Origin of the sequence: Microbacterium foliorum (genome assembly GCF_006385575.1) — a bacterium.
Classification (GTDB): Bacteria; Actinomycetota; Actinomycetes; order Actinomycetales; family Microbacteriaceae; genus Microbacterium; species Microbacterium foliorum_B.
In genome coordinates this window covers 1,625,565-1,647,349 of sequence record NZ_CP041040.1, presented here as the reverse complement: position 1 = coordinate 1,647,349, position 21,785 = coordinate 1,625,565, and the positions used below count along the sequence as shown (strand labels likewise).

The window sequence follows — 21,785 nt, the reverse complement described above, 5'->3', positions numbered from 1 at the left end:
CGCGCGTTCCGTCAGCGCCTCACGCGCGGGGATGTGCGAGACGGTACGTCGCAGTGAGACGCTCAGCGGAGACGTGAGTGTAGATCTGGGTCGTGCCGAGGCTGGCATGACCCAGGATCTCCTGGACCGCGCGCAGGTCTGCTCCGCCGTCCAGGAGATGAGTCGCTGCCGTGTGCCTGAGCGCGTGCGGGCCGACAGTCTCTTCGCCGACGAAGGGCGCGAGCACCTCGGCGACAAGTGAGTACACCGTGCGCGGTCCGATCCGCGCACCACGACTGCCGAGGAACAGAGCGGGAGACGACAGCGCTGTGCGGGCGGCGAGAGAGGGTCGCCCGCGAGACAGGTACGAGCCGGCGGCCTCGCGAGCAGGAACCCCAAAAGGCACCACTCTCTCCTTCGCCCCCTTTCCCATCACCCGCGCAGTACCTCGATCGAGGTCGAGGTCGTCGACATCGAGGCCGCACAGCTCGGAGACCCGGATGCCGGCACCGTACAGCAGTTCGAGAATCGCGTGGTCTCGGAGCGCTATCGGATCGCCGGCGCTGGCGGCTCGGCGTTGCGCATCGAGCAGGGCCGTCATCGCATCCTGAGAGGCGATGGTGGGGAGGGTGCGCCCCCGCTTGGGAGCGACCAGGCGCAGGCTCGGATCGTGATCGACGAGTTGCTGCTCATGCGCCCAGCTGAAGAAAGAACGTGCCGCCGCCGCTCTCCGCGCGAGCGTCGACCGCGCGTCGCCGCGCTGAGTCGCCCGCCAGAGCCAGTCCCGGAGAGTCTCCAGGGTGACCTGGTCGACCTCGAGTTCACCGACTGTCTCCGCGAGATCCCGGAAGTCTGATCGGTAGGCGCGAACGGTGGCGGGAGAGAGCCGACGCACCCGAGCAAGGTGGTCGGTGAAGGCATGTGCGGCCGCCGCGAACTCCATGGATCAAGTGTGCAGGAACCCCGATCGCCGAGACGTCAGCCGCGCCGCTCGCCAACCCGCGCCCTCTGCCATCCCCCATCGACTCGTCGGACCGCACCCTTGAGCTCTAGCAGCCCGAGCAACGCAGTGACTCGCTCAGGTGCGAGTCCCGACCGTCGAGACAGCTCGACAGCGGCTCGCGCATCGCGACTGCTCATGGCATCGAGTAGACGAGACCGGTCGGGATCCGCCCCTGAACCGGGTGACGTACCTGGCGGCCCGTCACCCCAGAGCTCGCGTATCTCGGCAGTCGTTGTGACGCACCGCGCGTCGTACTCGCGCAGGAGCCGATGACAGCCGGCCGACGATGCGGATGTCACCGGCCCGGGCACCGCGCCGAGCGGTCGACCCAGTGCAGCTGCGTGACCGGCAGTGTTCAACGATCCGCTTCGCCATCCTGCCTCCACGACCACCGTCGCGTCGCTCACCGCGGCGATGAGTCTGTTGCGCGACAGGAATCGCCACTTCGTCGGCGCGGTGCCGCAGGGGACCTCGCTCACCACGGCGCCGGTCTCGACGATTCGCCGAAGAAGCTGCTGATGGCCCTGGGGGTACGCTCGATCGACCCCGCCCGCGAGAAAGGCGATCGTCTTTCCGCCGACTCCGAGTGCGGCGCGGTGACCTGCGCCGTCGATGCCATACGCTCCCCCGGACACGACGACTGCGCCGCCCGCGGCCAGCTCGCCCGCGAAGTCGCCCGCGAGCATCTCGCCGTATCCGCTTGCCGCCCGGGCGCCGACGATCGCGACTCGAGGTGCCGCGCTCAGTAGCTCCGGGTCTCCGCGCACCCAGAGCACGGTCGGCGCGTGCACCCCGAGGTCGTCGAGGGAAGTCGGCCAGTGCGCATCCCCCGGAAGCAGAAGTCGGGCTCCCACGTCCCTGGCGCCGCGCAGCGCATCGACCACGCTGCGCGCGTCGGCTCGGGTCTTCCACCGAGCCCGCCCGTCGGCGAGTGCCCGGCTGCTGACTTCTGAGACCGCCGCATTCCCGGTGCCCAATGCGAACCGGAGCGCGTCCGAAGCACCGAGCTCTCCGATCAGCGCCCCGGCCACGCCATCGCCCGGCTCGGTGAGGACCGACCACGACACCCGCGCGAGCGCCTCCCCCGCGTCTCCGGAGGACCTGACCTGTTCGAGCGACTCCCGGACCCCGGCGTCATCTGTGAGCGAATCGATCATGATGCGTATCCCCTCTTGAGAAACAGCGCCTGGCCCACTTCGTCGCGTCCCGGCCTGTCGGCTCCGGCGAGATCGGCCATGGTCCATGCCAGCCGTAGCACCCTGTCGTAGCCGCGCAGTGTGAGCGTTCCCCGCTCGAGAGCCCGGTCCAGCGGCGCCCGAGCATCAGCGGGGATCCGCAGATCGAGCTGTCTCAGCCGAGCACCGGGCACTTCGCTGTTGCGAAGCCATGGGGTTCCCCGCCATCGAGCGACAGCTCGCTCCCGCGCCTCGATGACCCGCGCGCGAGCGCTTTCGCTCGTCACCCCGGTGCGGTCTCCGATCATCGCCTGAGAGGCGGACACCCGGGAGACGTGCAGCTCGACATCTATACGGTCACGCAGCGGACCCGAGAGCCTCGTCGAGTACCTCCGGATAGCCAACGACGGACACACGCACTCCGCGCCACGCACCCCGTAGTTGCCACACGGGCAGGGATTGAGCGCCACGATGAGCTGGAACTTCGCGGGAAACCGAGCCGTGATCCCCGATCGGCTCACTTCGATCGCACCCGACTCGAGCGGTTGTCGCAGCGCGTCGAGCGCCACTCTCGAGAACTCTGCCGCTTCGTCGAGGAAGAGCACGCCCCTATGCGCCCGAGAGATCGCCCCGGGGCGAACGGACCTCGTTCCACCTCCGACGAGCGCGGCGACGGATGCGCTGTGGTGCGGCGACTCCAGCGGCGGCATCACGTCGAGAGCCTGCACCGACTCCCCCGTCAGCGAACGGATCGACGCCACCTCGAGCGCTTCGTCTTCGGTGAGACTCGGAAGGATGCCAGGCAGCCTTCGTGCGAGCATCGTCTTTCCCGCCCCCGGCGGGCCGCTGAGCAGCATGTGATGTCCCCCCGCCGCGGCGACGATCAGTGCGCGCACGGCGTCCTCCTGCCCCACGACGTCGGCGAGGTCCAACTCCTCGGGACGCTCGCGAGCTACCGCTGCGGCCGCGACCGGATCTGCATCGAGCACGTCGACCTCTGCGCCGTGCCACACCGCCACCTGCGAGAGGCTCGCCGCGGGACGCACCTCGATTCCTGGCACGAGCCTCGCCTCCGCCTCATTCCCCCAGGGGACGATCACGGTGTCGAACCCCGCGCGCGCGGCAGCGAACACCGACGGCAGCACTCCGGGAACGGGCCGGAGTCGACCATCGAGCCCGAGCTCACCGAGATGCACCACGCGCGCGATGGACCGACTGGACAGCGCTCCCCCGGCTGCCAGCGCAGCGACGGCGATGCTGAGGTCGAAGCCCGCTCCCTGCTTGGGGAGGCTCGCGGGTGAGAGGTTCACCGTCAGTCGACGACGCGGAAGATCGAGCGCGGTGTTCTTGCACGCGTTGTGCACCCGCTGGACAGCTTCGCCGAGAGACTTGTCGGGCAGCCCGATGATCTTGAAGTCGGGCGTCTGATTCGAGATGTCCGCTTCGACCTCGACCATGTGTCCATCGACCCCGGTGAGCGCGACCGCCCAGGTGCGGGCCGTCTTCACGACACGTCCACGAGGTGTTCGAGCGTGCTGTGCTCGGGATCCGCACCGATGATCCCGATCGCCTCGATCCGGATCATGAGCCCATGGGACAGGTCGGGATGATCGGCGGCCCACGCGTGCGCCAGCTGCCAAAGCCGGCGGATCTTGCGTGCGTCCACCGCTTCGAAGGGGTGCCCGTGAGCGATCGTCCGTCTCGTCTTGACCTCTACGACCGCCAGATGGCGGCCGCGGGAGGCGACGATGTCGATCTCACCCTGCGCACAACGCCAGTTGCGGTCGAGCACCTCATATCCGATACCGGTCAGGTACCGAACCGCCTGTTCTTCACCGGATCTACCGAGCTCGTCTTTCGCTGCCATGAGGACAGCCTGTCGATCGGCCTCGCCGATCAGCGCACCGGAAGAGTCGAACCTCCGGGACCTCTGGACAGCTGGTCAGGAACGCGAATCGTGCAGAAGAGGTCACTCCCCGTCGAGCGACAGCTCCTGGGGCAGTTCGAACTCTCGGCGCTGCAGTTCTTCGACGTTGACGTCCTTGAACGTCAGCACCCGCACGGCCTTCACGAAGCGGTCGGCACGGTAGATGTCCCACACCCAGACGTCACTCATCGAGATCTCGAAGTAGAAGTCGTGCTCGGTGTCGCGGCGTACGACATTCACCTCATTGGCGAGGTAGAACCGCCGTTCAGTCTCGACCACGTACTGGAACTGTGCGACGACGTCGCGATACTCGCGGAACAGCGCGAGCTCGAGCTCGCGGTCATAGTCGTCGAAGGCTTCCTCATCCATGATGTGTCCATCCTACGAGGCCCTGGCGCGGCCCGCGCGCGCGCACCTCAGGACCGCACGCACCTAAAGGGATCGCGGCGGCTCTACTCCTCGCCGCGGAGGCGTCCGATCGTCGTACCCGATTCGTCGAGAACGATGAGTTCGTCCCCGTCACGCGTGACCGCTCGAGCATCGAGGAGCCAGGTGTCATTGTCGGGACACAGCACCTCGGTCACGTTGCTGAGAACGATCATCACACCGTCCTGCTCTGCCATCCACGTGTCCCCGACGGTGTTGCATCCGTCGTACCCTGTCGATGTGCCGTCCTCCTCGAGCGTCAAGTACACGTGGCTCTCGTCCTGCGCTTTCCACGTGCCCAGAGGCACGTCCGCGGTCGCAGTCGACGCCACGGGCGACTGTGCGGGAGTTGCCGCTGGAGGATCGGTTTCGGTCGGGCTGGGAGTGACCTCCGTGCATGCGGTCAGCCCGAGCACGAGGAGAAGGGACCCGGCTGCCCACGTCTTGCGAAAGCGGGCTTCTTTACGCACGGTCACCTCTCCGTCCGGTCACGGGATCGTGTTCCCAGCGGAATCGACCACCAGGTTGACTCGCGTGTTGTTCAGAGCATTGTTTACGAGGCTGAAGGCTGAAGGGCCGTTTTCCCATGCGCGTCCGTAATGGATCCCCAAGGCCGTATTCCCGAAGAACCATGGTCCTCCCGAGTCTCCGGGAGCCGTGAACCAAGTCCCCACTCGGCATAGTCCACCAATGTCGTACCGCTGACCCGTATCGGGCACAGTGGTCGTTTGGTTCACCCCACAGGCAACAACGGTCCCGCACCTCTTCTGGCCCGTCGTCTTTCCGTACATGCACACGGAATCGCCGCTTTGGACCCCGGAACGGCTGTTGAAAACTCGAAGAGGTTCGTCAGGATCGACGAAGGTACGACCGCTCAAGCCGTACTTGCTGTGGTTCCAGCGGAAATCGCCTCCACCAGATCCGGCTTCTGTGGAGATCGAGTAGGGGTAGGGAGAGTAGAAGGCGTTGGCTGCGCCGTCGTACGATCCGGTTCCGGGACAGTGCGCAGCGGTAAGGATGCCAAGCTCGTTCCCTCCCTTACGCCTTACAGGGAACGCACCCGTGCAAACGTTCGCGAGCTCGCGTGCGCCATGGAAGAGTTCGGGAGCCAGGAGGAGCGCCGCGTCCACGGGTACGAACTCGATGACGAACCCGGCAGGGGCAGGGAGAAGAGCGGTGATCTGCTCCATCTGGCGTACCGTACTCTCCGCCACGGGAGCGCCCTTTGCGGTGCGACCGTACTCCACGACGATGACACGGCGCCCATCATCCGCGTACGTGCTGAACGTCGATAGGTCGCCGAGTTGTTCCATCAACTCCAAATGGAGGTCCGACGCGAACTGTTGATAGACGGCTTCTTGCACACCGTAGTCGCCCCGGAGCGCGACACCGCCGATGCTTTCGAACCGTTCGCTGACGCCCTCGGGAACGGCACCGACGAACCACACGGTGCCGGAGCGCTGATCTGGATTCACAACTGCGGCACCGAAGTCTTTGGGATACTCGGCCCGCACCTTGTCGACGGCCATGCCGAAGGCGACCCACCAGGCAGGCAGGCCGGTGGGTGACGACTCCTCATCCATCGCCATGATCTCCTCCTCAGTCATGGGGCGTTGACCGAGGTCGTCGGGCGGAAGGAGCACGTCGCCAGCGGGCCGTGCGGAGGTCGTTGCCGCGCCCTGGGGCAATGAGGACGCAGCCGAGGCGCCATTATCGGCGTTTGCTGATGGCAGGCCGCTAGCTCCGACGAGCAAAGCTAGCGCAGCGATCGTCCCGATCAGACCTCTTCTTCTCATGTCGTCCCCCACTTTCGTCAACGCATCACTGCGTCGAGACAGGGCCTTTCTAGCATGTGACGACACTCCGGGCAGTGTTTTACACTGATGCCCCGTTGAACTTCTCGACTTCGGCGGTTCTGGATTCCGGAACTCCTCCGGACCACATATCAGAACAGCGTCGGGACATCCGCGATCGCCCAGGATGATCGGTGGTGCGGGGAGAGCCCCACGCTCCTGATCGCATCGCGATGCTCGAGACTCGCATATCCCTTGTTCCTGTCCCATTGATACGCGGGGTGACCTTCGTGGAGCTCGGCCATGTACGTGTCACGGGCGACCTTCGCGATCACCGATGCCGCTGAAACCGACGCGCAGTCACGGTCACCCTTGACGACGGGCCGAACGCGCAGAGGAACCGGATGCACGGGCGAGACGTAGTCGTGATTGCCGTCGAGCAGCACGAGTGCTCCGTCGAGGTCCACTCCCGAGTCCACCACGCTCTGCACGGCGCGCGACGCCGCGAGCCCGAGCGCCCGCATGATGCCCACCGCGTCGACCTCGGCCGCACTCGCCCAGCCGACTCCCGATGCCTGCACCCATGCCGCGGCCCTCGCGGCGACGTCAGGTCGACGTCTCTCGGTGACCAGCTTCGAATCCCGAAGCCCTTCGGGAACGCGGCGGCGCGCGCCTGCCGCATCCATCACGGCAGCTCCGACCGCCACCGGACCGGCAAGCGCACCGCGCCCGACCTCATCGAGGGAGATGATCAGATCGCACTCGGTCAGCAGCCTGCGCTCCAGAGTGAGCTTCGGAGCGACGACGGTCATTCCGGATCCGGGACGCCGTTGAAGCTGTCGTGGTGGCCGTCGATCGTGCCCATACGGTCGAAGGGCCATGTGGTGAAGAACGCCTTGCCGACGACGTTCTCGATCGGCACGAATCCGCCACTCGGAAGATCCTGGTGCGCCCGCGAGTCCCTCGAACGGTCCCGGTTGTCTCCCAGCAGCCAGAGGGACCCCTCCGGCACGACCACGTCGAAGGGTTCGTTCGATGCAGCGGTGTCGCCGTCCGGCAGGTTCAGGTAGCCGAGCTCGTCGATGGGCGCGCCGTTGACCGTGATCTGACCGAGCGCGTTGCAGCAGACGACGTGGTCGCCCGGCAATCCGATCACCCGTTTGACGAGGTGATCCTGAGAGTCCGTGGCCGAGATCCCGATGACGTTGAGCATCCAGTCGAACGCTTCGATGAGCGGCGGCTGCGCCGGAGTCTGCGGCACTCCGTCGAGCCACCCGCCCGGATCCTTGAAGACGACGACATCGCCGCGTTCGTAGTCGTTCCACCGGGGCGTCAACTCATCGACGAGGATGCGGTCTTTGACCATCAGGGTGCGTTCCATCGAGGCCGACGGAATGTAGAAGGAGCGGACGACGAAGGTCTTGACGACGAAGGAGACAAGCGCCGCGATCACGACGATGACGAGGACGTCTCGCAGGAAGACGAGGAACCCACGACGCCGCTTCGTCGGTGGAGTGGACGCGGCGGCGGAGTCAGTCGTCATGAGGGTTCCTTCACAGTCTCGCACCGCACGGAGACGGCATCATCAAGGGTTGCACACCCCGGGGAGAACACAGCACCCCGGGACATCGTGTCCCGGGGTGCTGTGGAGAACCTGCGCGTCAGTTGTCGCGCTTCTCCTTGATCTTCGCCTTCTTGCCCCGCAGCTGGCGGAGGTAGTAGAGCTTCGCGCGACGCACGTCACCGCGGGTGACGACCTCGATGTGGTCGATCACCGGGGAGTGCACCGGGAACGTACGCTCGACACCCACCTGGAAGCTGATCTTGCGAACGGTGAAGGTCTCGCGAACGCCATCGCCCTGGCGGCCGATGACGACGCCCTTGAAGACCTGGATACGCGAGCGGGTGCCCTCGGTGATGTTCACGTGCACGTTGACCGTGTCACCGGGGTTGAAGACGGGAACGTCTGAACGCAGCGATGCTGCGTCGACGGCGTCGAGGATCTGCATGATCGTCTCTCTCTGCACTCGCCTCAGGTCGGTTGCATGATGTAAGTAGGAACAAGAAGAGGTGTGTGCTGAACGGAGCCGAAGCGTCCGTGGGCTCCCCTGAGGCAGAACCGGTCACGGCACAAACATTCATTCTGCCATGGATGCCTCACACGGCCAAAACGCCGTGCGCCGCGTCGTCAGTCCCGAGAGTCCTTCTCGCGGACGACGATGACTTCGTGCGCGCGGGTCTCGGGCGCCGGCTCATCGACGCCGGGCACGGAGGACCACGCGATGGTCTCGCGGATTCGAGCTCCGCTCCCCTTCGCCTCGTTCCACAGCTGCCAGAGCTGCAGCCAGAACAGGCCGATGCCGACCACCACCGCTGCCGCGAGCATCCAGCCGAAGGCGCCGTCGATGAAGCATCCGACCGCGATGGTCAACCCGTGCCAGAGCGTGAAACCGGCGACGTCCCACCAGGAGACCGCCCGCTCGACGCGCACCGACGGACGGGAGCGAGTCAGGAGCGTGAGAAGCAGCTGACCGATGAAGACCGAGGGCACGGCGATGAACAGCACCCACAGAATCGCCCACCCGCCCTGGAAGACGCCCCAACCCACGAGCAGCCAGAGCGGCAGCAGGAAAGCGGCCGGAATCAGCCACCGGAAGAACGCCTGACGCAACCACATGTCTCAAATCGTACGACGATGTGCTCGGCGTCGTCCCGGTGTTCGCTGTGAGCGCGCGGCCTCGGCGCGGACGCCCGCATCCGGGAGATCGGGGAGAATGGAGTGGACGAGAGGACACCCGATGATCGAACTGCGCACCCCTGCCGAGATCGACGAGATGCGCGCCGCCGGTCGCTTCGTGGCTGAGACCCTGGCAACCTTGCGCGACGAGACGAAGGTCGGCACGAATCTGCTGTCGATCGATCGCCGAGCGCACGACATGATCCGCAAGGCCGGAGCGGAGTCGTGCTATATCGACTACCACCCGTCCTTCGGCGCCAGCCCGTTCGGCAAAGTGATCTGCACGTCGATCAACGACGCGGTGCTCCACGGGCTCCCCCATGACTACACGCTCCGTGACGGCGACCTGGTCTCCCTGGACTTCGCAGTGTCCGTCGACGGCTGGGTGGCGGACTCGGCCCTCTCGTTCGTCGTGGGCACCCCGCGCGAGGAAGACCTTCGCCTCATCGACACGACCGAGCGCGCACTCGAGGCGGCGATCGACGCAGCGGTCGTCGGCAAGCGAATCGGCGACATCTCTGCCGCCATCGCCGCGGTGTCGCACGGCGAGGGGTACTCGATCAACACCGATTTCGGCGGACACGGTGTGGGGCGCATCATGCACGGCGACCCGCACGTTCCCAACGACGGTCGGGCCGGGCGCGGATTCCCGCTGCGCGAGGGCCTGGTGTTCGCCCTCGAGCCGTGGCTACTCGAGACGACAGACGAACTCGTGACCGACCCGGATGGCTGGACTCTTCGGAGCGTCGACGGATCCAGGGGCGCTCATTCAGAGCACACCGTCGCGGTGACGGCGGACGGCCCCGTCATCCTCACCGACAGGTCGTTCCTCGGCGTCCGCTGACTCCGGCTGCCCCGCTCATGGCCCTCATGTGCGGCGGTAGACGAACACATCCGTAACGATCGGCAGGTCGTACTCTTCACGGTCGCGTGTTTCGGGATCCGAATCCAGCACCGCCTCGATGGCGTCGAACATCTCGGTGCGTGCGAACTCGTCGGCGACGAGGAACGTGCTGACCGTCGACCAGCGACCGAGGTACGCGGCGCGTCGAATCCGCTCCGTCGAGTGGATCTGCTCGCGACGCACGAAGTCGAAGCCGGGGAGCTCGTCCGCCGCAGTGCTCGTGGCGACGGCTGCGTCCGCGTCCGCGTCCGCGCTCGCGCTCGCGAGCCCAGGGTGCGCGATCCGGTGAGCCGCTCTATCCCACCCGCACATCGGATCGAACCGGTTCCAGACGAGGCCGAGCGTTCCGCCCGGTCTGAGCACTCGCGAGATCTCCGCGCACGCGGCGTCCTCGTCGAACCAGTGGAAAGCCTGCGCGACCGTCACGATGTCAGCGACCCCGGACTCCACCGGTATGCGCTCCGCGCTGCCGAGATACGCCTCGACCTCCGGGAGCTTCGACCGCAGGATCTCGAGCATCGACTCCGAGGGCTCGACCGCGATGACGCGCTGTGCTCGTCCCACGAGCAGTTCCGTGAACTTCCCCGTGCCTGCAGCGAGGTCGAGCGCCGTGCGCACGGTGGGAGGCATCACCATGTCGGCTGCAGCCGGCGGAAAGCCCGGACGGTAGCGGTCGTAGTCCGCACCGGTGAGAGTGAACGATTTCGCCAGCACCTCGTCGACCATGCTGCGACGCTATCAGGCGACCGCGATATCGCCCGTCCTGCAACGTCGAGGCTGTGCCATCCTGAGTGCATGATTCCGGAGGACCGCCACGTGCCAGATCATCTGTTCCTGGTGCGGCACGGGCAGACCCGATGGAATCTGGAGCACCGGCTGCAGGGACAGCTCGACTCGCCCCTGACCGAGGACGGCATCAGACAGGCGCAGAGCATTGGCGAGCGGGTCGTCGGTCGCGGCATCACGACCGTCTGCTCCAGCCCGCTGGGCCGCGCACGACAGACCGCGGTGATCATCGCCGATCGGATCGGCGCAGAACTCGTCGAGATCGCGGAACTCGCCGAGCTCGATCACGGAGAGATGGCGGGCATGACCTGGGATGAGATCGATCAGCGATACCCCGGGGCGCGTGAGGACAGGGCGGCGAACCGCTACGGCTGGGCTTTTCCCGGAGGTGAGAGCTACGCCCAGGCGAGAGAACGGGCCCGCCGGGCGCTGTCATCGTGCGGATGGGCTTCGACGGGTGTTCCTCTGCTCGTCAGTCACGAGATGCTCGGCCGACTGCTGCGAGCAGACCTCCGAGGATTGGACGCCATCTCCGCGTTGTCGCTGAGGCACCCGCAGGACGTCGTGTTCGAGATCGACGGAGGAACGGAGCGGATGCTCTAGTTCTCGTCGTCCGGCAGCAGATCCGGGCGACGGCGACGCGTCCGCTCGATCTGCTGATCGCGGCGCCAGGAGGCGATCACGGCATGATTGCCGCTCAACAGCACCTCGGGCACCGGCCGCTCTCGCCACACCGACGGCTTCGTGTAGGACGGGTACTCCAGAAGCCCGTCTTCGTGCGATTCCTCGACCAGGCTCTCCGGATTGCCCACGACGCCCGGGATCAGTCGACCGATGGCCTCGATCATCGCCATGGTCGCGACTTCTCCGCCATTGAGGACGTAGTCGCCGAGGCTGATGAGTCGTACCTCTCCGAGCGACGCCGCATATTCGAAGACCCGCTCGTCGATGCCCTCGTACCGACCGCATCCGAAGATGAGGTGATCGCGGGTGCTGAGGTCACGAGCCGTGGCCTGAGTGAAGACCTCGCCAGCGGGAGAGGGGAAGATGATCGTCGGCGGCCGCCCCTCGCCGGAGAGATCCGACGACGCGAGATCGTCGAGCGCGAGGCCCCAGGGCTCCGGCTTCATGACCATCCCCGCTCCGCCCCCGTACGGGGTGTCGTCCACGGTGCGGTGACGGTCAGAGGTCCAGTCCCGGAGGTCTCGGACGCGCAGGTCGAGGATGCCTGCGCTCTGCGCCTTGCCGAGCAGGGAGAGCGTCAGGCCGTCGAAGTACGACGGGAAGATCGAGAGGACGTCGATGCGCACGGGCAGACCGTACCCGCGCTCAGCTGGTGGCGTCGGAGTCCGAGGACTCCCCCGCCTCCGTCGCCTCGGAAGCGTCGGGAAGCTCTTCGAAGAGCCCGGTGGGCGGCGTCACGATGACGCGTCCGGCGCTGAGGTCGACCGTCGGAACGATCGCCTCGACGAACGGAACCATGATGTCCTGCTCGCCCGACCTGACGATGAGCAGATCCTGCGCCGGGAAATGCTCGACCCGAGCGACCTTGCCCACCACGACTCCGTCGCGGACCACGTCGAGCCCTGTGAGCTGGTGGTCGAACCACGCGTTGTCCTCGACCTCGTCGTTGTCCTGATCGATCCAGAGGATCGCCCGGACGAGGGTCTCTGCACCCTCGCGATCGTCGACGTCCTTGAAGAACACGACGGGGTTGCCGTTCATCACCCGGTATTCGCGGACGACGACCGTCTTGCCATGCCACGGAGATGCCTCAGGCACCTGCAACGTGAACTCGGCCCCCGGAGTGAAACGCCGCTCGGGGTTGTCGGTGTAGAGCTCCAGCTTGAGAGCGCCCTTGAGGCCGTGGGCCTTGACGAGGCGCCCGACACGCAGCTGATTCTTGCCCTGGTTGCGGTCTGTCGACACCACGTCAGTCATCCGCGACATCGACACGGACACGACGCCCGTCTGCAAGAGCGGAGATGAGCGTACGCAGTGCTTTCGCGGTGCGGCCGCCGCGCCCGATCACGCGTCCACGGTCGTCGGGGTGCACGCGCACCTCGAGGAGATCGCCTCGCGGCGAGGTGGAAGCGTTGATTCGGACATCCTCGGGGTGATCGACGATCCCCTTGACGATGTGTTCGAGCGCGGCGGCGAGCACGACGAATTACTCGGCGTCGGCGGCGGGAGCCTCAGCGGCCTCCGCGTCGGCCTTGGCGGGAGCCTCGGTCTTCTTCTCGACCTTGGGCTTCACGACGGACTTCTTGGACGCGTCGATCTCGAACGGAACCTTGGGCTCCTTGACCTTGAGCGTGGACTTCGCGTCCTTGTCGCCCTTGAACTTGCCCCAGTCGCCCGTGATCTTCAGCAGCGCTGCGACCTGCTCGGTCGGCTGTGCGCCGACGGAGAGCCAGTACTGCGCACGGTCGGAGTCGATCTCGATGAACGAGGGCTCCTCGGTGGGGTGGTACTTGCCGATCTCCTCGATCACGCGACCATCGCGCTTGGTCTTCGAGTCGGCGACGACGATGCGGTAGTACGGCGCACGGATCTTGCCCAGGCGCTTGAGACGAATCTTGACAGCCACGATTCTCCTGAATTGTGTGGAAGGTAACGAACCGATCGCCTGGAGAGTGGGGTGCACACCCGGCGGAAGCTCAAATAGGGAGGACGAGTGCTGGATAGAGGGTCGAGCACGTCGTCCGACCTTCTATTCTGCCAGATCCGCGGCCAAGGAGCGAAACGGGGCGACACGGCGGTTGCCATGTCGACGACACCGCATGTCAGACTGTGCTCGTGAAGCTCGATTTCGCCTCATCGGCCCGGTCCACCGTAGGCCTCGAATGGGAGATCATGCTCGCCGATCCGGTGAGCGGTGATCTCGTAGGCCGCGCCCCCGAGCTGCTGTCGGCTCTCGAGCACGAGAGCGCCGACGAACGTCATACGGTCACAGGTGAACTGCTCACCAACACGATCGAGGTCACCAGTGGCATCGGTGACTCGGTGGGCCACGCGGTCGACGACATCGCCAATGCGATCTCGGCCGTGCGCACGGCGACGGATCCGGCCGGCATCGAACTTCTCTCCGCAGGCAGTCACCCCTTCGCGCAGTGGTATCAGCAGGAAGTGACCGACAAGACCCGCTACCACACCCTGATCGAACGCACCCAATGGTGGGGGCGCAACATGATGATCTGGGGAATCCACGTGCACATCGGCGTCGAGAACCAGCGCAAGGTCATCCCCATCATCAATTCCCTCGCGGCCTATCTCCCGCATCTGCAGGCGCTTGCCGCGTCGAGTCCGTTCTGGGCCGGTGAGCGCACCGGGTACGCGTCCAACCGTGCCCTCGTCTTTCAGCAGCTGCCCACCGCCGGACTCCCCTGGCCCCTGAACGACTGGTCCGAGTATGAGGCCTACCTCGACGACATGGTGCGCACCGGCGTGATGGCCGATGCCACCGAGGTGCGCTGGGACATCCGGCCGGCTCCTCGATGGGGAACCATCGAAGTGCGCGCCTGCGACGGCCTCTCGACCCTGCCGGAACTGGCAGCGGTGGCCGCCCTCGTGCAGGTCCTGGTGGAGCATCTCTCGCGGCAGATCGATGAGGGTCGAACTCTCGCGCAGATGCCGGCCTGGTACCACCGTGAGAACAAGTGGCGCGCAGCACGCTACGGCCTCGACGCCCGCGTGATCGTGGACTCGGCGGGAACGCAGAGGCCCGTGCGGGAACACCTGTCCGAGGTGCTCGAAGACCTCGCACCCGTCGCGGTCGAACTCGGATGCGGGCGGGAGTTCGGCAGCATCGAGACGATACTCACGAACGGCGCGAGCTACGAGCGGCAGCTGACGATCGCGAACGCGACGGGCGGCGACCTCGGTGCGGTCGTGCAGCACCTGATCCGGGAGTTCCGTTCGGGCCCCGAATCATCGACCGACGAGCCGTAGGGGTTAGTCCTCCACGAGGCGCCGCGCCAGCCCCTCATCGAGAACCACGTCGGTGATCAGCTCGGCGGCGATCGCGGCGCGAAGGCTCGCGAGCTTCGGCACTCCCGAGACGACGCAGACGCGCCGCGGCACCCGTCGCAGTCGGTCGAGGCCGGGGCCGGTCGCGCGCGCGTTCACGCGGATGTCCCTCCACGAGCCGTCTGCGCGGAAGAAGACCGTCGCCACGTCGCCGATGGCGTGATCTTCGCGCAGGCTCCGGTAGTCGTCGCGGCCGAGATACCCACCGACGTACACGCGGCTGGGCACCTCGGCGGCCGGAGAGCCGAGACTGAACACCGCGATGTCCATCTTCGACTGCAGGTCGAGCACTCGCCGCGTGCTCCGCTCACGCCACATGGCCTCGCGCGTCGAGGGGTCGTCGAAGAACGCCGGCACCGGGAACTGCTGCACCTGCGCCCCGAACGCGCTGCCGAAGCGCTGCAGGATGTCACTCGAATACTCGACGCCACTCGTCTGCGTGTTGCCCGCGCCATTCAACTGGACGAAGGTCGTGTTGTGCGTCTCCTTCTGCGTGAGACCTCGGCTCACCGCACTGATCGTCGATCCCCACGCGACCCCGACGATCATGTTGGAGTCGACGAACTGCGACAGCAGTCGTCCCGCCGTCAGGGCCACGCGCTCGAGCCGTTCGACCTCGCTGACGATCTCGGGGATGGGGACGACATGCGCGACGAGGCGGTGTCTGTCTCTGATGCGCTGCTCGAGCATCCCCAGTCTCTCCAGAGGAGAATTGATGCGGATGTCGACGAGTCCGCTCTCGCGAGCGAAGCTGAGCAGACGTGACACGGATGATCGCGAGGTCTTCAGCTCCTGCGCGATCACCTCCATCGTCTTGTCCTGCATGTAGTAGAGCTGCGCTGCGGTGAGCGCGGCGATCAGCTTCGAGTCGCGGGATCCCGCGTCAGACTGGGTCATGAGGACCTCCTCGCCTCGATCTTTGCACATATGTGCAGCGGGCTTGCGCGCAGTGGCCACGTGGGTCGAAGCTGGGGGCACGTACAGAGAAGGGTCGAAGATGATCGAGTCGACACACTCATCACCGGAACGCGCCGAAGTCCGCGCCGTCCGCGAGTCCGGACGCACCAGCGTCCTTGTCATCGGAGCCGGTATCAACGGGATCTCCGCTTTCCGTGACCTCGCGCTTCAGGGCGTCGATGTCCTGCTGGTCGAACGAGGAGACTTCGCTTCCGGCGCCTCAGCGGCCTCGAGCCACATGATCCACGGCGGCATCCGCTACCTCGAGAACGGCGAGTTCCGACTCGTCCGCGAATCCGTCGAGGAGCGCAACGGTCTGCTCAAGATCGCGCCGCACTATGTGAAGCCGCTCGAGACCACGATCCCGATCTACTCGACCTTCTCGGGCATCCTGTCCGCGCCCCTGCGCTTTCTCACGCACAAGAGCGGCAAGCCCCAGGAGCGCGGAGCGTTCCTCATCAAGGTCGGACTCACGATCTACGACACGTTCTCGCGCGACGGCGGCATGGTCCCGCGTCACCGCTTCCTCGGTCGCAAGCGATCGCTCGCGGAGCTGCCCTCGCTCGACCCGAACATCAAGTACACGGCCACCTACTACGACGCCTCCATGCACGACCCGGAGCGTCTCGCGCTCGACGTGCTGCAGGACGGACGCGCGGCTCACCCGGGCGCCGTCGCACTGAACTACGTCGAGGCCATCGCCCGCGACGGCAAGAAGATCGTCCTCCGCGATCGCGAGAGCGGCACCGAGTTCTCGGTCACCGCAGACGTGGTCGTGAATGCGTCGGGGCCCTGGACCGACCTCACCAACGACGCGCTCGGCAACGACACCCGCTTCATGGGCGGCACCAAGGGTTCGCACATCGTTCTCGATCACCCCGAGCTTCTCGAGGCGACGCGTGGACGCGAGATCTTCTTCGAGCACTCCGACGGACGCATCGTGCTGATCTACCCCCTCAAGGGTCGCGTGCTCGTCGGCACGACCGACATTGACGCGGATCCCCGCGAGGCCGCGGTGTGCACAGAGGAGGAGATCGACTACTTCTTCGATCTGATCCACCACGTGTTCCCGACGATCGACGTGACGCGCGAGCAGATCGTCTTCAACTTCTCGGGCATCCGTCCGCTTCCTCGCCACGAGGACACGGCCCCCGGGTTCGTTTCCCGCGACTACCGCATCGAGGTGGACGACAAGGGCGCTGCGCCCCTGGTGAGCCTCGTCGGCGGCAAGTGGACGACGTTCCGCGCGCTCGGTGAGTCCCTCTCCGATGTCGTGCTGAATCTGATCGGCCGCACCCGGACGGTGTCGACCGCCGGTCGTGCCATCGGCGGAGGCCGCGACTTCCCACGCACCGAGAAGGCTCGTCGGATCTGGATCCAGGAGAACCTCCCGGGTGCCGGCGACCGCGCAGAGCGCCTCCTCGCCCGCTACGGAACGCGTGCAGCACAGGTCTGGGAGTTCATCGAGCAGGGTGACGACGCTCCCCTCGCCGGCGATGACCTCTCGACCCGGGAGCTCGCCTGGATGGTCGAGAACGAGATGGTCGCGCGGCTGCAGGATGTCGTCATGCGACGCACCAGCATCGCATTCACCGGCCACGCCGACGCGGATGTGCTCGAAGAGCTTGCCGCAGCCCTGGCTCCTCTGCTCCACTGGGATCGTGCACGCCACGATGCCGAGCTCGATCAGACGCGTACGATGCTGAACGATCGACATGGACTCCAGATCTCGTCCCGCGCACGCGGCTGACGAGAGATCCGAACGCCGCCCTCCACGCGGCTTAACTCCCAACAAGTGCCAGTGCTATGGGGCTCTGGTACTCAAGAAAGGTCAATGAAGACATGACTGAAGTCAATCTCGGTCTCTACTTCCTCTCGGAGTTCGTCGGCACCGCAATGCTGATCCTCCTCGGATGTGGTGTCGTCGCCAACGTCGCTCTTGCCAAGAACAAGGGCTTCGGCGGCGGCTTCCTGATGGTCAACTGGGGATGGGGTCTCGCGGTCTTCGTGGGTGTCCTCGTCTCCGCCTACTCGGGCGCCATCCTCAACCCGGCTGTCGGAATCGGTCTCCTGGTCGGAGGCAAGATCGACTTCACGCAGTTCGCAGTGGCGACCGGCGCGGAGCTGCTCGGTGCGATCGTCGGTGCGATCCTCACCTGGCTCGCCTACAAGCAGCACTTCGACGAGGAGCCCGACCCCGCCAACAAGCTCGGCGTCTTCTCGACGGGCCCCGCGATCCGCTCCTACGGCTGGAACCTCGTCACCGAGGTCATCGGCACCTTCGTCCTGGTGTTCGCGATCTTCGCATTCGCTGACTACGGCGTCGCCGACATCGGAACGCCCGGAGGCCTCGGACCGCTCAGCGCCCTGCCCGTCGCACTCGTCGTCGTCGGTATCGGCGCTTCCCTCGGTGGCCCCACCGGCTACGCGATCAACCCTGCACGTGACCTCGGACCCCGTATCGCCCACGCGATCCTCCCGATCAAGGGCAAGGGTTCGAGCGACTGGTCCTACTCGTGGGTCCCGGTCGTCGGTCCGCTGCTCGGTGGTGTCCTCGCCGCCGTCGCCGCGCCCGTTCTGCTCAACCTCGCCTGAACCCGAACCTGACTTCAAAGGAGAACACAATGGCCGACTACATCATCGCCATCGATCAGGGCACCACCTCCAGCCGCGCGATCATCTTCGACAAGAAGGGCAGCATCGTCGCGACCGGTCAGAAGGAGCACGAGCAGATCCTCCCGAAGGCGGGCTGGGTCGAGCATGACCCCGCCGAGATCTGGCGCAACGTGCAGGAGGTCATCGGTCTCGCACTGAGCCGTGCCGACCTGACACGCCACGACATCGCCGCGGTCGGAATCACCAACCAGCGCGAGACGGCGGTGGTCTGGGACAAGACGACCGGCAAGGCCGCTTACAACGCCATCGTCTGGCAGGACACCCGCACGCAGGAGATCGTCGACCGCCTCGCGGCCGACGGAGGCGTCGAGCGTTTCAAGCCCGTCGTGGGCCTCCCCCTCGCCACCTACTTCTCCGGCACCAAGATCGCCTGGATCCTCGAGAACGTGGAGGGTGCACGCGAGAAGGCCGAGGCAGGCGACCTCATCTTCGGCACGACCGACAGCTGGGTGCTCTGGAACCTCACCGGTGGTGTGGACGGCGGCGTGCACGTGACCGATGTCACCAACGCCTCGCGCACGATGTTCATGGATCTCGAGACGCTCGAGTGGCGCGACGACATCCTCGAGGCGTTCGGCGTTCCGCGCTCGATGATGCCCGAGATCCGCTCCTCCTCCGAGGTCTACGGTGCGGCGGAGGACTCCTCCCTGCTGCGCGAGACGCCGATCGCCGGCATCCTGGGCGATCAGCAGGCTGCGACGTTCGGCCAGGCCGCCTTCAACCAGGGTGAGAGCAAGAACACCTATGGCACCGGCTGCTTCCTCATCTTCAACACGGGCGAGGAGATCGTCCACTCGAAGAACGGGCTTCTGACCACCGTCGGGTACAAGCTCGGCGACGGACCGACCCACTACGCTCTCGAGGGCTCGATCGCCGTCACCGGTTCGCTGATCCAGTGGCTGCGAGACCAGCTCGGGATCATCAGCTCCGCTCCCGAGGTCGAAGAGCTCGCCAAGCAGGTCGACGACAACGGCGGCGTGTACATCGTTCCGGCGTTCTCGGGCCTGTTCGCGCCGTACTGGCGTCCGGATGCCCGCGGTGCGATCGTCGGACTCACCCGCTACGCGAACAAGAACCACATCGCTCGCGCAGCGCTCGAGGCCGTGGCGTTCCAGACCCGCGACGTTCTCGACGCGGTCAACGCGGATGCCGGTGTCGACCTCACCGAGCTCAAGGTCGACGGAGGCATGGTCGCGAACGATGCGCTCATGCAGTTCCAGGCCGACGTGCTCGGTGTGCCCGTCGTTCGTCCGGTCGTCGCCGAGACCACCGCGCTGGGTGCCGCGTACGCCGCGGGTCTGGCAGTCGGCTTCTGGAACGGTCTCGACGACCTTTCCGCCAACTGGCAGGAAGACCGTCGCTGGGAGCCGTCGATGGAAGACGGCGAGCGTGACCGTCAGCTGCGTCTGTGGCGCAAGGCCGTCAGCAAGTCGATGGACTGGGTCGACGAAGACGTGAAGTGATCTCAGGATTCTGAGAAGGCGGGCCCGGAGGATTCCTCCGGGCCCGCTTCGTCGTCAGGCCAAGCGGTCAACGATCCGATGACGCCCAGGAAGGCGGAGGCGACAGCCCTCGGCCCCCGCGGGTCCCAGGCGACGTACTCGACGCGCACCGGTCCGCCGACGATCTTCACTGCGACCGTGTCGGACGAGGACGCGGCGACGATACCCGGCGCCAACAGAGTGACCGCGAGCCCGGCCGACACGAGCCCGAGAATGAGCTCCGCCGAGTCCGCTTCGAACGCCACGTCGCGCGGGATACCGGAGACCGCGAACACCGCATCGCTCTGCGCACGCCCCGACGTGCCCGCGGGGAAGTCCGCGAACACTTCTCCGGCGAGGTCTTCCAGCGCGAGTTCCGCACGCCCTGCGAGTCGATGAGTCGAGGGTACGACCGCGACCAGGGTCTCACGCGCGAGCTCTCGGGAGGCGACGCCGCTGGGGACGACATCCGCGCGCAGGCCCAGCATCGCGACATCGAGCTCGCCGCGCCGCACTGCGGCGGCCAGAGCGTCGCTGTTGCCCATCGTGAGCTGTACCCGAGCCTCCGGGTGTGCCTGCCGGAATCGGGAGATCGCGTGCGGAACGGAGACCGCGGTGACGGTCGGGATCACACCGAGACAAAGTGTGCCGACGACCCGGCCCGCAGCCGCTGCTGCGGCCTCGCGCGCGTGATCCGCTGCGGCCAACGCGGTCTTCGCATGAGCGAGGAATGCCTCCCCCGCCTCCGTCGTCCTGACGCTGCGACTCGAACGCACGAACAGGCGCTGCCCGAGTTCGCGCTCCAGCGCCGCGATCTGATGGCTGAGCGCGGACTGAGTCACGAAGCAGCGCTCGGCCGCACGGGTGAAACTCGACGAGGCCGCGACCTCGACGACATATCTCAGCTGCTGCAGGTCCATACCTTCATGATCGCCGTTCATGGATGCGGTGACAACCATGTGTTGGACTCATTCCTGCGTGCGGAGCAGCCTGAAGACATGAACCGAGTCATTCTTCTTCTCCTCACGGCTCTGGCGCCGATCTCCTGGGGCACGACCTACCTCGTGACGACGGAGCTGCTGCCCGCAGGACACCCTCTCCTCGCTGGCCTGCTGCGGTCTTTGCCCGCGGGCCTCATCGCCCTGGCCATCGGGCGCACGCCGCCTTCCGGCGGCTGGTGGCTGAAGTCGCTGGCTCTCGGCATCCTGAACATCGGGGCGTTCTTCCCCCTGCTCTTCCTCGCCGCGGAGAGGCTGCCCGGCGGGGTCGCCGCAGCGGTTGCGGGCGTGCAGCCCCTGATCATCCTCGGGATGGGCGCACTCGTGCTGAGAGATCTCATCCGCCCTGCGACTGCTGCGGCAGCTGCGATCGGTGCCGGCGGCGTGGCACTCGTGGTCCTCGGCCCCGCGGCAGAGCTCGACACGATCGGGATCATCGCCGCCCTCGGCGGTGTGACCGCGACAGCGCTCGGCATGATCCTCACCAAGCGGTGGGGTCGCCCCTCCGGCGTCGGTCCGGTCGCGTATGCAGGCTGGCAGCTCACCGCCGGCGGACTCTTCCTCCTGCCGCTCACTCTCGTCTTCGAGGGATTCCCGCCCGCATCGGACGGCGGCGCGGCACTCGGCTACATCTGGCTCGGCACAGTCGGGGGCCTGCTGGCGTACACGCTCTGGTTCAGCGGCATCCAGCGCCTGCCTGTCATCGCGCCCGGTCTGCTCGCCCTGCTCTCCCCCGTCGTCGCGACGATCCTCGGCGTCGTCGTCGCGGAGGAGCGATTCAGCGCCGTGCAGGCGATCGGACTCGCGCTCGTGCTCGTCGCGCTCGTCGGCGGGCAGACCGCTGCGCTCGCGCGACCGCGCCACCGCATCGAGCGACCCGACCGGTCACTCGTCGCAGCTGAGCGGTGAAGAGC

25 protein-coding genes are annotated in these 21,785 nt (G+C 66.4%); 7 read left to right on the top strand and 18 right to left on the bottom strand.

Annotated elements, in window-relative coordinates; genetic code table 11:
- Window positions 1-19: 19 nt before the first annotated feature.
- The 11 genes from FIV50_RS07900 to FIV50_RS07850 form a co-directional block, all read right to left on the bottom strand.
- Window positions 20-922: a tyrosine recombinase XerC gene (locus FIV50_RS07900; protein WP_140036964.1), complete on the bottom strand. Its 903-nt coding sequence runs from the start codon at window positions 920-922 to the stop codon at window positions 20-22.
- Window positions 923-957: 35 nt separating this feature from the next.
- A complete protein-coding gene (dprA, locus tag FIV50_RS07895; RefSeq protein ID WP_140036963.1) occupies window positions 958-2,139 on the bottom strand; it encodes a DNA-processing protein DprA in 1,182 nt (393 codons plus the stop codon).
- Complete coding sequence (locus FIV50_RS07890; RefSeq protein ID WP_140036962.1) at window positions 2,136-3,665, bottom strand: YifB family Mg chelatase-like AAA ATPase; 1,530 nt, start codon at window positions 3,663-3,665, stop codon at window positions 2,136-2,138. Before FIV50_RS07890 ends, dprA begins: the two co-directional genes overlap by 4 nt.
- Window positions 3,662-4,024 carry a YraN family protein gene (locus FIV50_RS07885; RefSeq protein ID WP_140036961.1) on the bottom strand — a complete coding sequence of 121 codons (363 nt, stop codon included), beginning with the start codon at window positions 4,022-4,024 and terminating at the stop codon, window positions 3,662-3,664. Before FIV50_RS07885 ends, FIV50_RS07890 begins: the two co-directional genes overlap by 4 nt.
- 102 nt (window positions 4,025-4,126) lie before the next feature.
- Window positions 4,127-4,453: a DUF2469 family protein gene (locus FIV50_RS07880; protein ID WP_042541663.1), complete on the bottom strand. Its 327-nt coding sequence runs from the start codon at window positions 4,451-4,453 to the stop codon at window positions 4,127-4,129.
- 83 nt (window positions 4,454-4,536) lie between these two features.
- Window positions 4,537-4,842: a hypothetical protein gene (locus FIV50_RS07875; RefSeq protein WP_181164361.1), complete on the bottom strand. Its 306-nt coding sequence runs from the start codon at window positions 4,840-4,842 to the stop codon at window positions 4,537-4,539.
- Between the two features lie 156 nt (window positions 4,843-4,998).
- Complete coding sequence (locus FIV50_RS07870; RefSeq protein ID WP_140036959.1) at window positions 4,999-6,099, bottom strand: S1 family peptidase; 1,101 nt, start codon at window positions 6,097-6,099, stop codon at window positions 4,999-5,001.
- A gap of 356 nt (window positions 6,100-6,455) precedes the next feature.
- Window positions 6,456-7,115, bottom strand: coding sequence for a ribonuclease HII (locus FIV50_RS07865; RefSeq protein WP_140036958.1), 660 nt, complete (start codon window positions 7,113-7,115; stop codon window positions 6,456-6,458).
- On the bottom strand, window positions 7,112-7,846 hold the full coding sequence (gene lepB, locus FIV50_RS07860; RefSeq protein WP_140036957.1) for a signal peptidase I: 735 nt from the start codon (window positions 7,844-7,846) through the stop codon (window positions 7,112-7,114). The genes FIV50_RS07865 and lepB overlap by 4 nt, the downstream gene beginning before the upstream one ends.
- Window positions 7,847-7,964: 118 nt before the next feature.
- A complete protein-coding gene (rplS, locus tag FIV50_RS07855) occupies window positions 7,965-8,312 on the bottom strand; it encodes a 50S ribosomal protein L19 (protein ID WP_042542128.1) in 348 nt (115 codons plus the stop codon).
- Window positions 8,313-8,491: 179 nt separating this feature from the next.
- A complete protein-coding gene (locus FIV50_RS07850; protein ID WP_140036956.1) occupies window positions 8,492-8,980 on the bottom strand; it encodes an MFS transporter permease in 489 nt (162 codons plus the stop codon).
- A 121-nt stretch (window positions 8,981-9,101) separates the two neighbouring features.
- Between FIV50_RS07850 and map the strand changes: the two genes are divergently transcribed.
- Entirely contained in the window at window positions 9,102-9,884 is a 783-nt protein-coding gene (gene map, locus FIV50_RS07845) for a type I methionyl aminopeptidase (protein WP_140036955.1), read from the top strand.
- Between the two features lie 24 nt (window positions 9,885-9,908).
- Here the strand turns inward: map and FIV50_RS07840 are convergent, their stop codons facing one another.
- The gene (locus FIV50_RS07840; RefSeq protein ID WP_140036954.1) at window positions 9,909-10,670 is read right to left on the bottom strand and encodes a class I SAM-dependent methyltransferase; all 762 of its coding nucleotides are present in this window, start codon (window positions 10,668-10,670) and stop codon (window positions 9,909-9,911) included.
- A 90-nt stretch (window positions 10,671-10,760) separates the two neighbouring features.
- Between FIV50_RS07840 and FIV50_RS07835 the strand changes: the two genes are divergently transcribed.
- Window positions 10,761-11,333 carry a histidine phosphatase family protein gene (locus tag FIV50_RS07835; RefSeq protein WP_140036953.1) on the top strand — a complete coding sequence of 191 codons (573 nt, stop codon included), beginning with the start codon at window positions 10,761-10,763 and terminating at the stop codon, window positions 11,331-11,333.
- Here the strand turns inward: FIV50_RS07835 and trmD are convergent.
- The 4 genes from trmD to rpsP are packed head-to-tail and all read right to left on the bottom strand — an operon-like array spanning window position 11,330 to window position 13,320.
- On the bottom strand, window positions 11,330-12,040 hold the full coding sequence (gene trmD, locus FIV50_RS07830; protein ID WP_140036952.1) for a tRNA (guanosine(37)-N1)-methyltransferase TrmD: 711 nt from the start codon (window positions 12,038-12,040) through the stop codon (window positions 11,330-11,332). The two genes, FIV50_RS07835 and trmD, sit on opposite strands and share 4 nt — an antisense overlap.
- Before the next feature lie 19 nt (window positions 12,041-12,059).
- Window positions 12,060-12,671: a ribosome maturation factor RimM gene (gene rimM / locus FIV50_RS07825; protein WP_140036951.1), complete on the bottom strand. Its 612-nt coding sequence runs from the start codon at window positions 12,669-12,671 to the stop codon at window positions 12,060-12,062.
- Window positions 12,664-12,894 (bottom strand): RNA-binding protein, encoded by a 231-nt coding sequence (locus FIV50_RS07820; RefSeq protein ID WP_042541671.1) that lies wholly within the window; start codon window positions 12,892-12,894, stop codon window positions 12,664-12,666. The genes rimM and FIV50_RS07820 overlap by 8 nt, the downstream gene beginning before the upstream one ends.
- Window positions 12,895-12,900: 6 nt before the next feature.
- Entirely contained in the window at window positions 12,901-13,320 is a 420-nt protein-coding gene (gene rpsP, locus FIV50_RS07815) for a 30S ribosomal protein S16 (RefSeq protein WP_140036950.1), read from the bottom strand.
- 209 nt (window positions 13,321-13,529) lie between these two features.
- Here rpsP and FIV50_RS07810 point away from each other — a divergent pair, with 209 nt between their 5' ends.
- On the top strand, window positions 13,530-14,681 hold the full coding sequence (locus FIV50_RS07810) for a glutamate--cysteine ligase (RefSeq protein ID WP_140036949.1): 1,152 nt from the start codon (window positions 13,530-13,532) through the stop codon (window positions 14,679-14,681).
- Between the two features lie 3 nt (window positions 14,682-14,684).
- On the opposite strand, the gene FIV50_RS07805 is transcribed toward FIV50_RS07810, so the two are convergent.
- Window positions 14,685-15,656, bottom strand: coding sequence for a sugar-binding transcriptional regulator (locus FIV50_RS07805; protein ID WP_140036948.1), 972 nt, complete (start codon window positions 15,654-15,656; stop codon window positions 14,685-14,687).
- Between the two features lie 100 nt (window positions 15,657-15,756).
- Between FIV50_RS07805 and FIV50_RS07800 the strand changes: the two genes are divergently transcribed.
- The 3 genes from FIV50_RS07800 to glpK all read left to right on the top strand — a co-directional run bounded on the left by FIV50_RS07800 (window position 15,757) and on the right by glpK (window position 19,855).
- On the top strand, window positions 15,757-17,466 hold the full coding sequence (locus tag FIV50_RS07800) for a glycerol-3-phosphate dehydrogenase/oxidase (RefSeq protein ID WP_140036947.1): 1,710 nt from the start codon (window positions 15,757-15,759) through the stop codon (window positions 17,464-17,466).
- 92 nt (window positions 17,467-17,558) lie between these two features.
- The gene (locus FIV50_RS07795) at window positions 17,559-18,311 is read left to right on the top strand and encodes an MIP/aquaporin family protein (protein WP_140036946.1); all 753 of its coding nucleotides are present in this window, start codon (window positions 17,559-17,561) and stop codon (window positions 18,309-18,311) included.
- Window positions 18,312-18,340: 29 nt separating this feature from the next.
- A complete protein-coding gene (glpK, locus tag FIV50_RS07790) occupies window positions 18,341-19,855 on the top strand; it encodes a glycerol kinase GlpK (protein ID WP_140036945.1) in 1,515 nt (504 codons plus the stop codon).
- Window positions 19,856-19,857: 2 nt separating this feature from the next.
- Here the strand turns inward: glpK and FIV50_RS07785 are convergent, their stop codons facing one another.
- Window positions 19,858-20,832 carry a LysR family transcriptional regulator gene (locus FIV50_RS07785; protein WP_258184474.1) on the bottom strand — a complete coding sequence of 325 codons (975 nt, stop codon included), beginning with the start codon at window positions 20,830-20,832 and terminating at the stop codon, window positions 19,858-19,860.
- Between the two features lie 39 nt (window positions 20,833-20,871).
- Between FIV50_RS07785 and FIV50_RS07780 the strand changes: the two genes are divergently transcribed.
- On the top strand, window positions 20,872-21,780 hold the full coding sequence (locus FIV50_RS07780; protein WP_140036944.1) for an EamA family transporter: 909 nt from the start codon (window positions 20,872-20,874) through the stop codon (window positions 21,778-21,780).
- The last annotated feature ends 5 nt before the right edge of the window (window positions 21,781-21,785 follow it).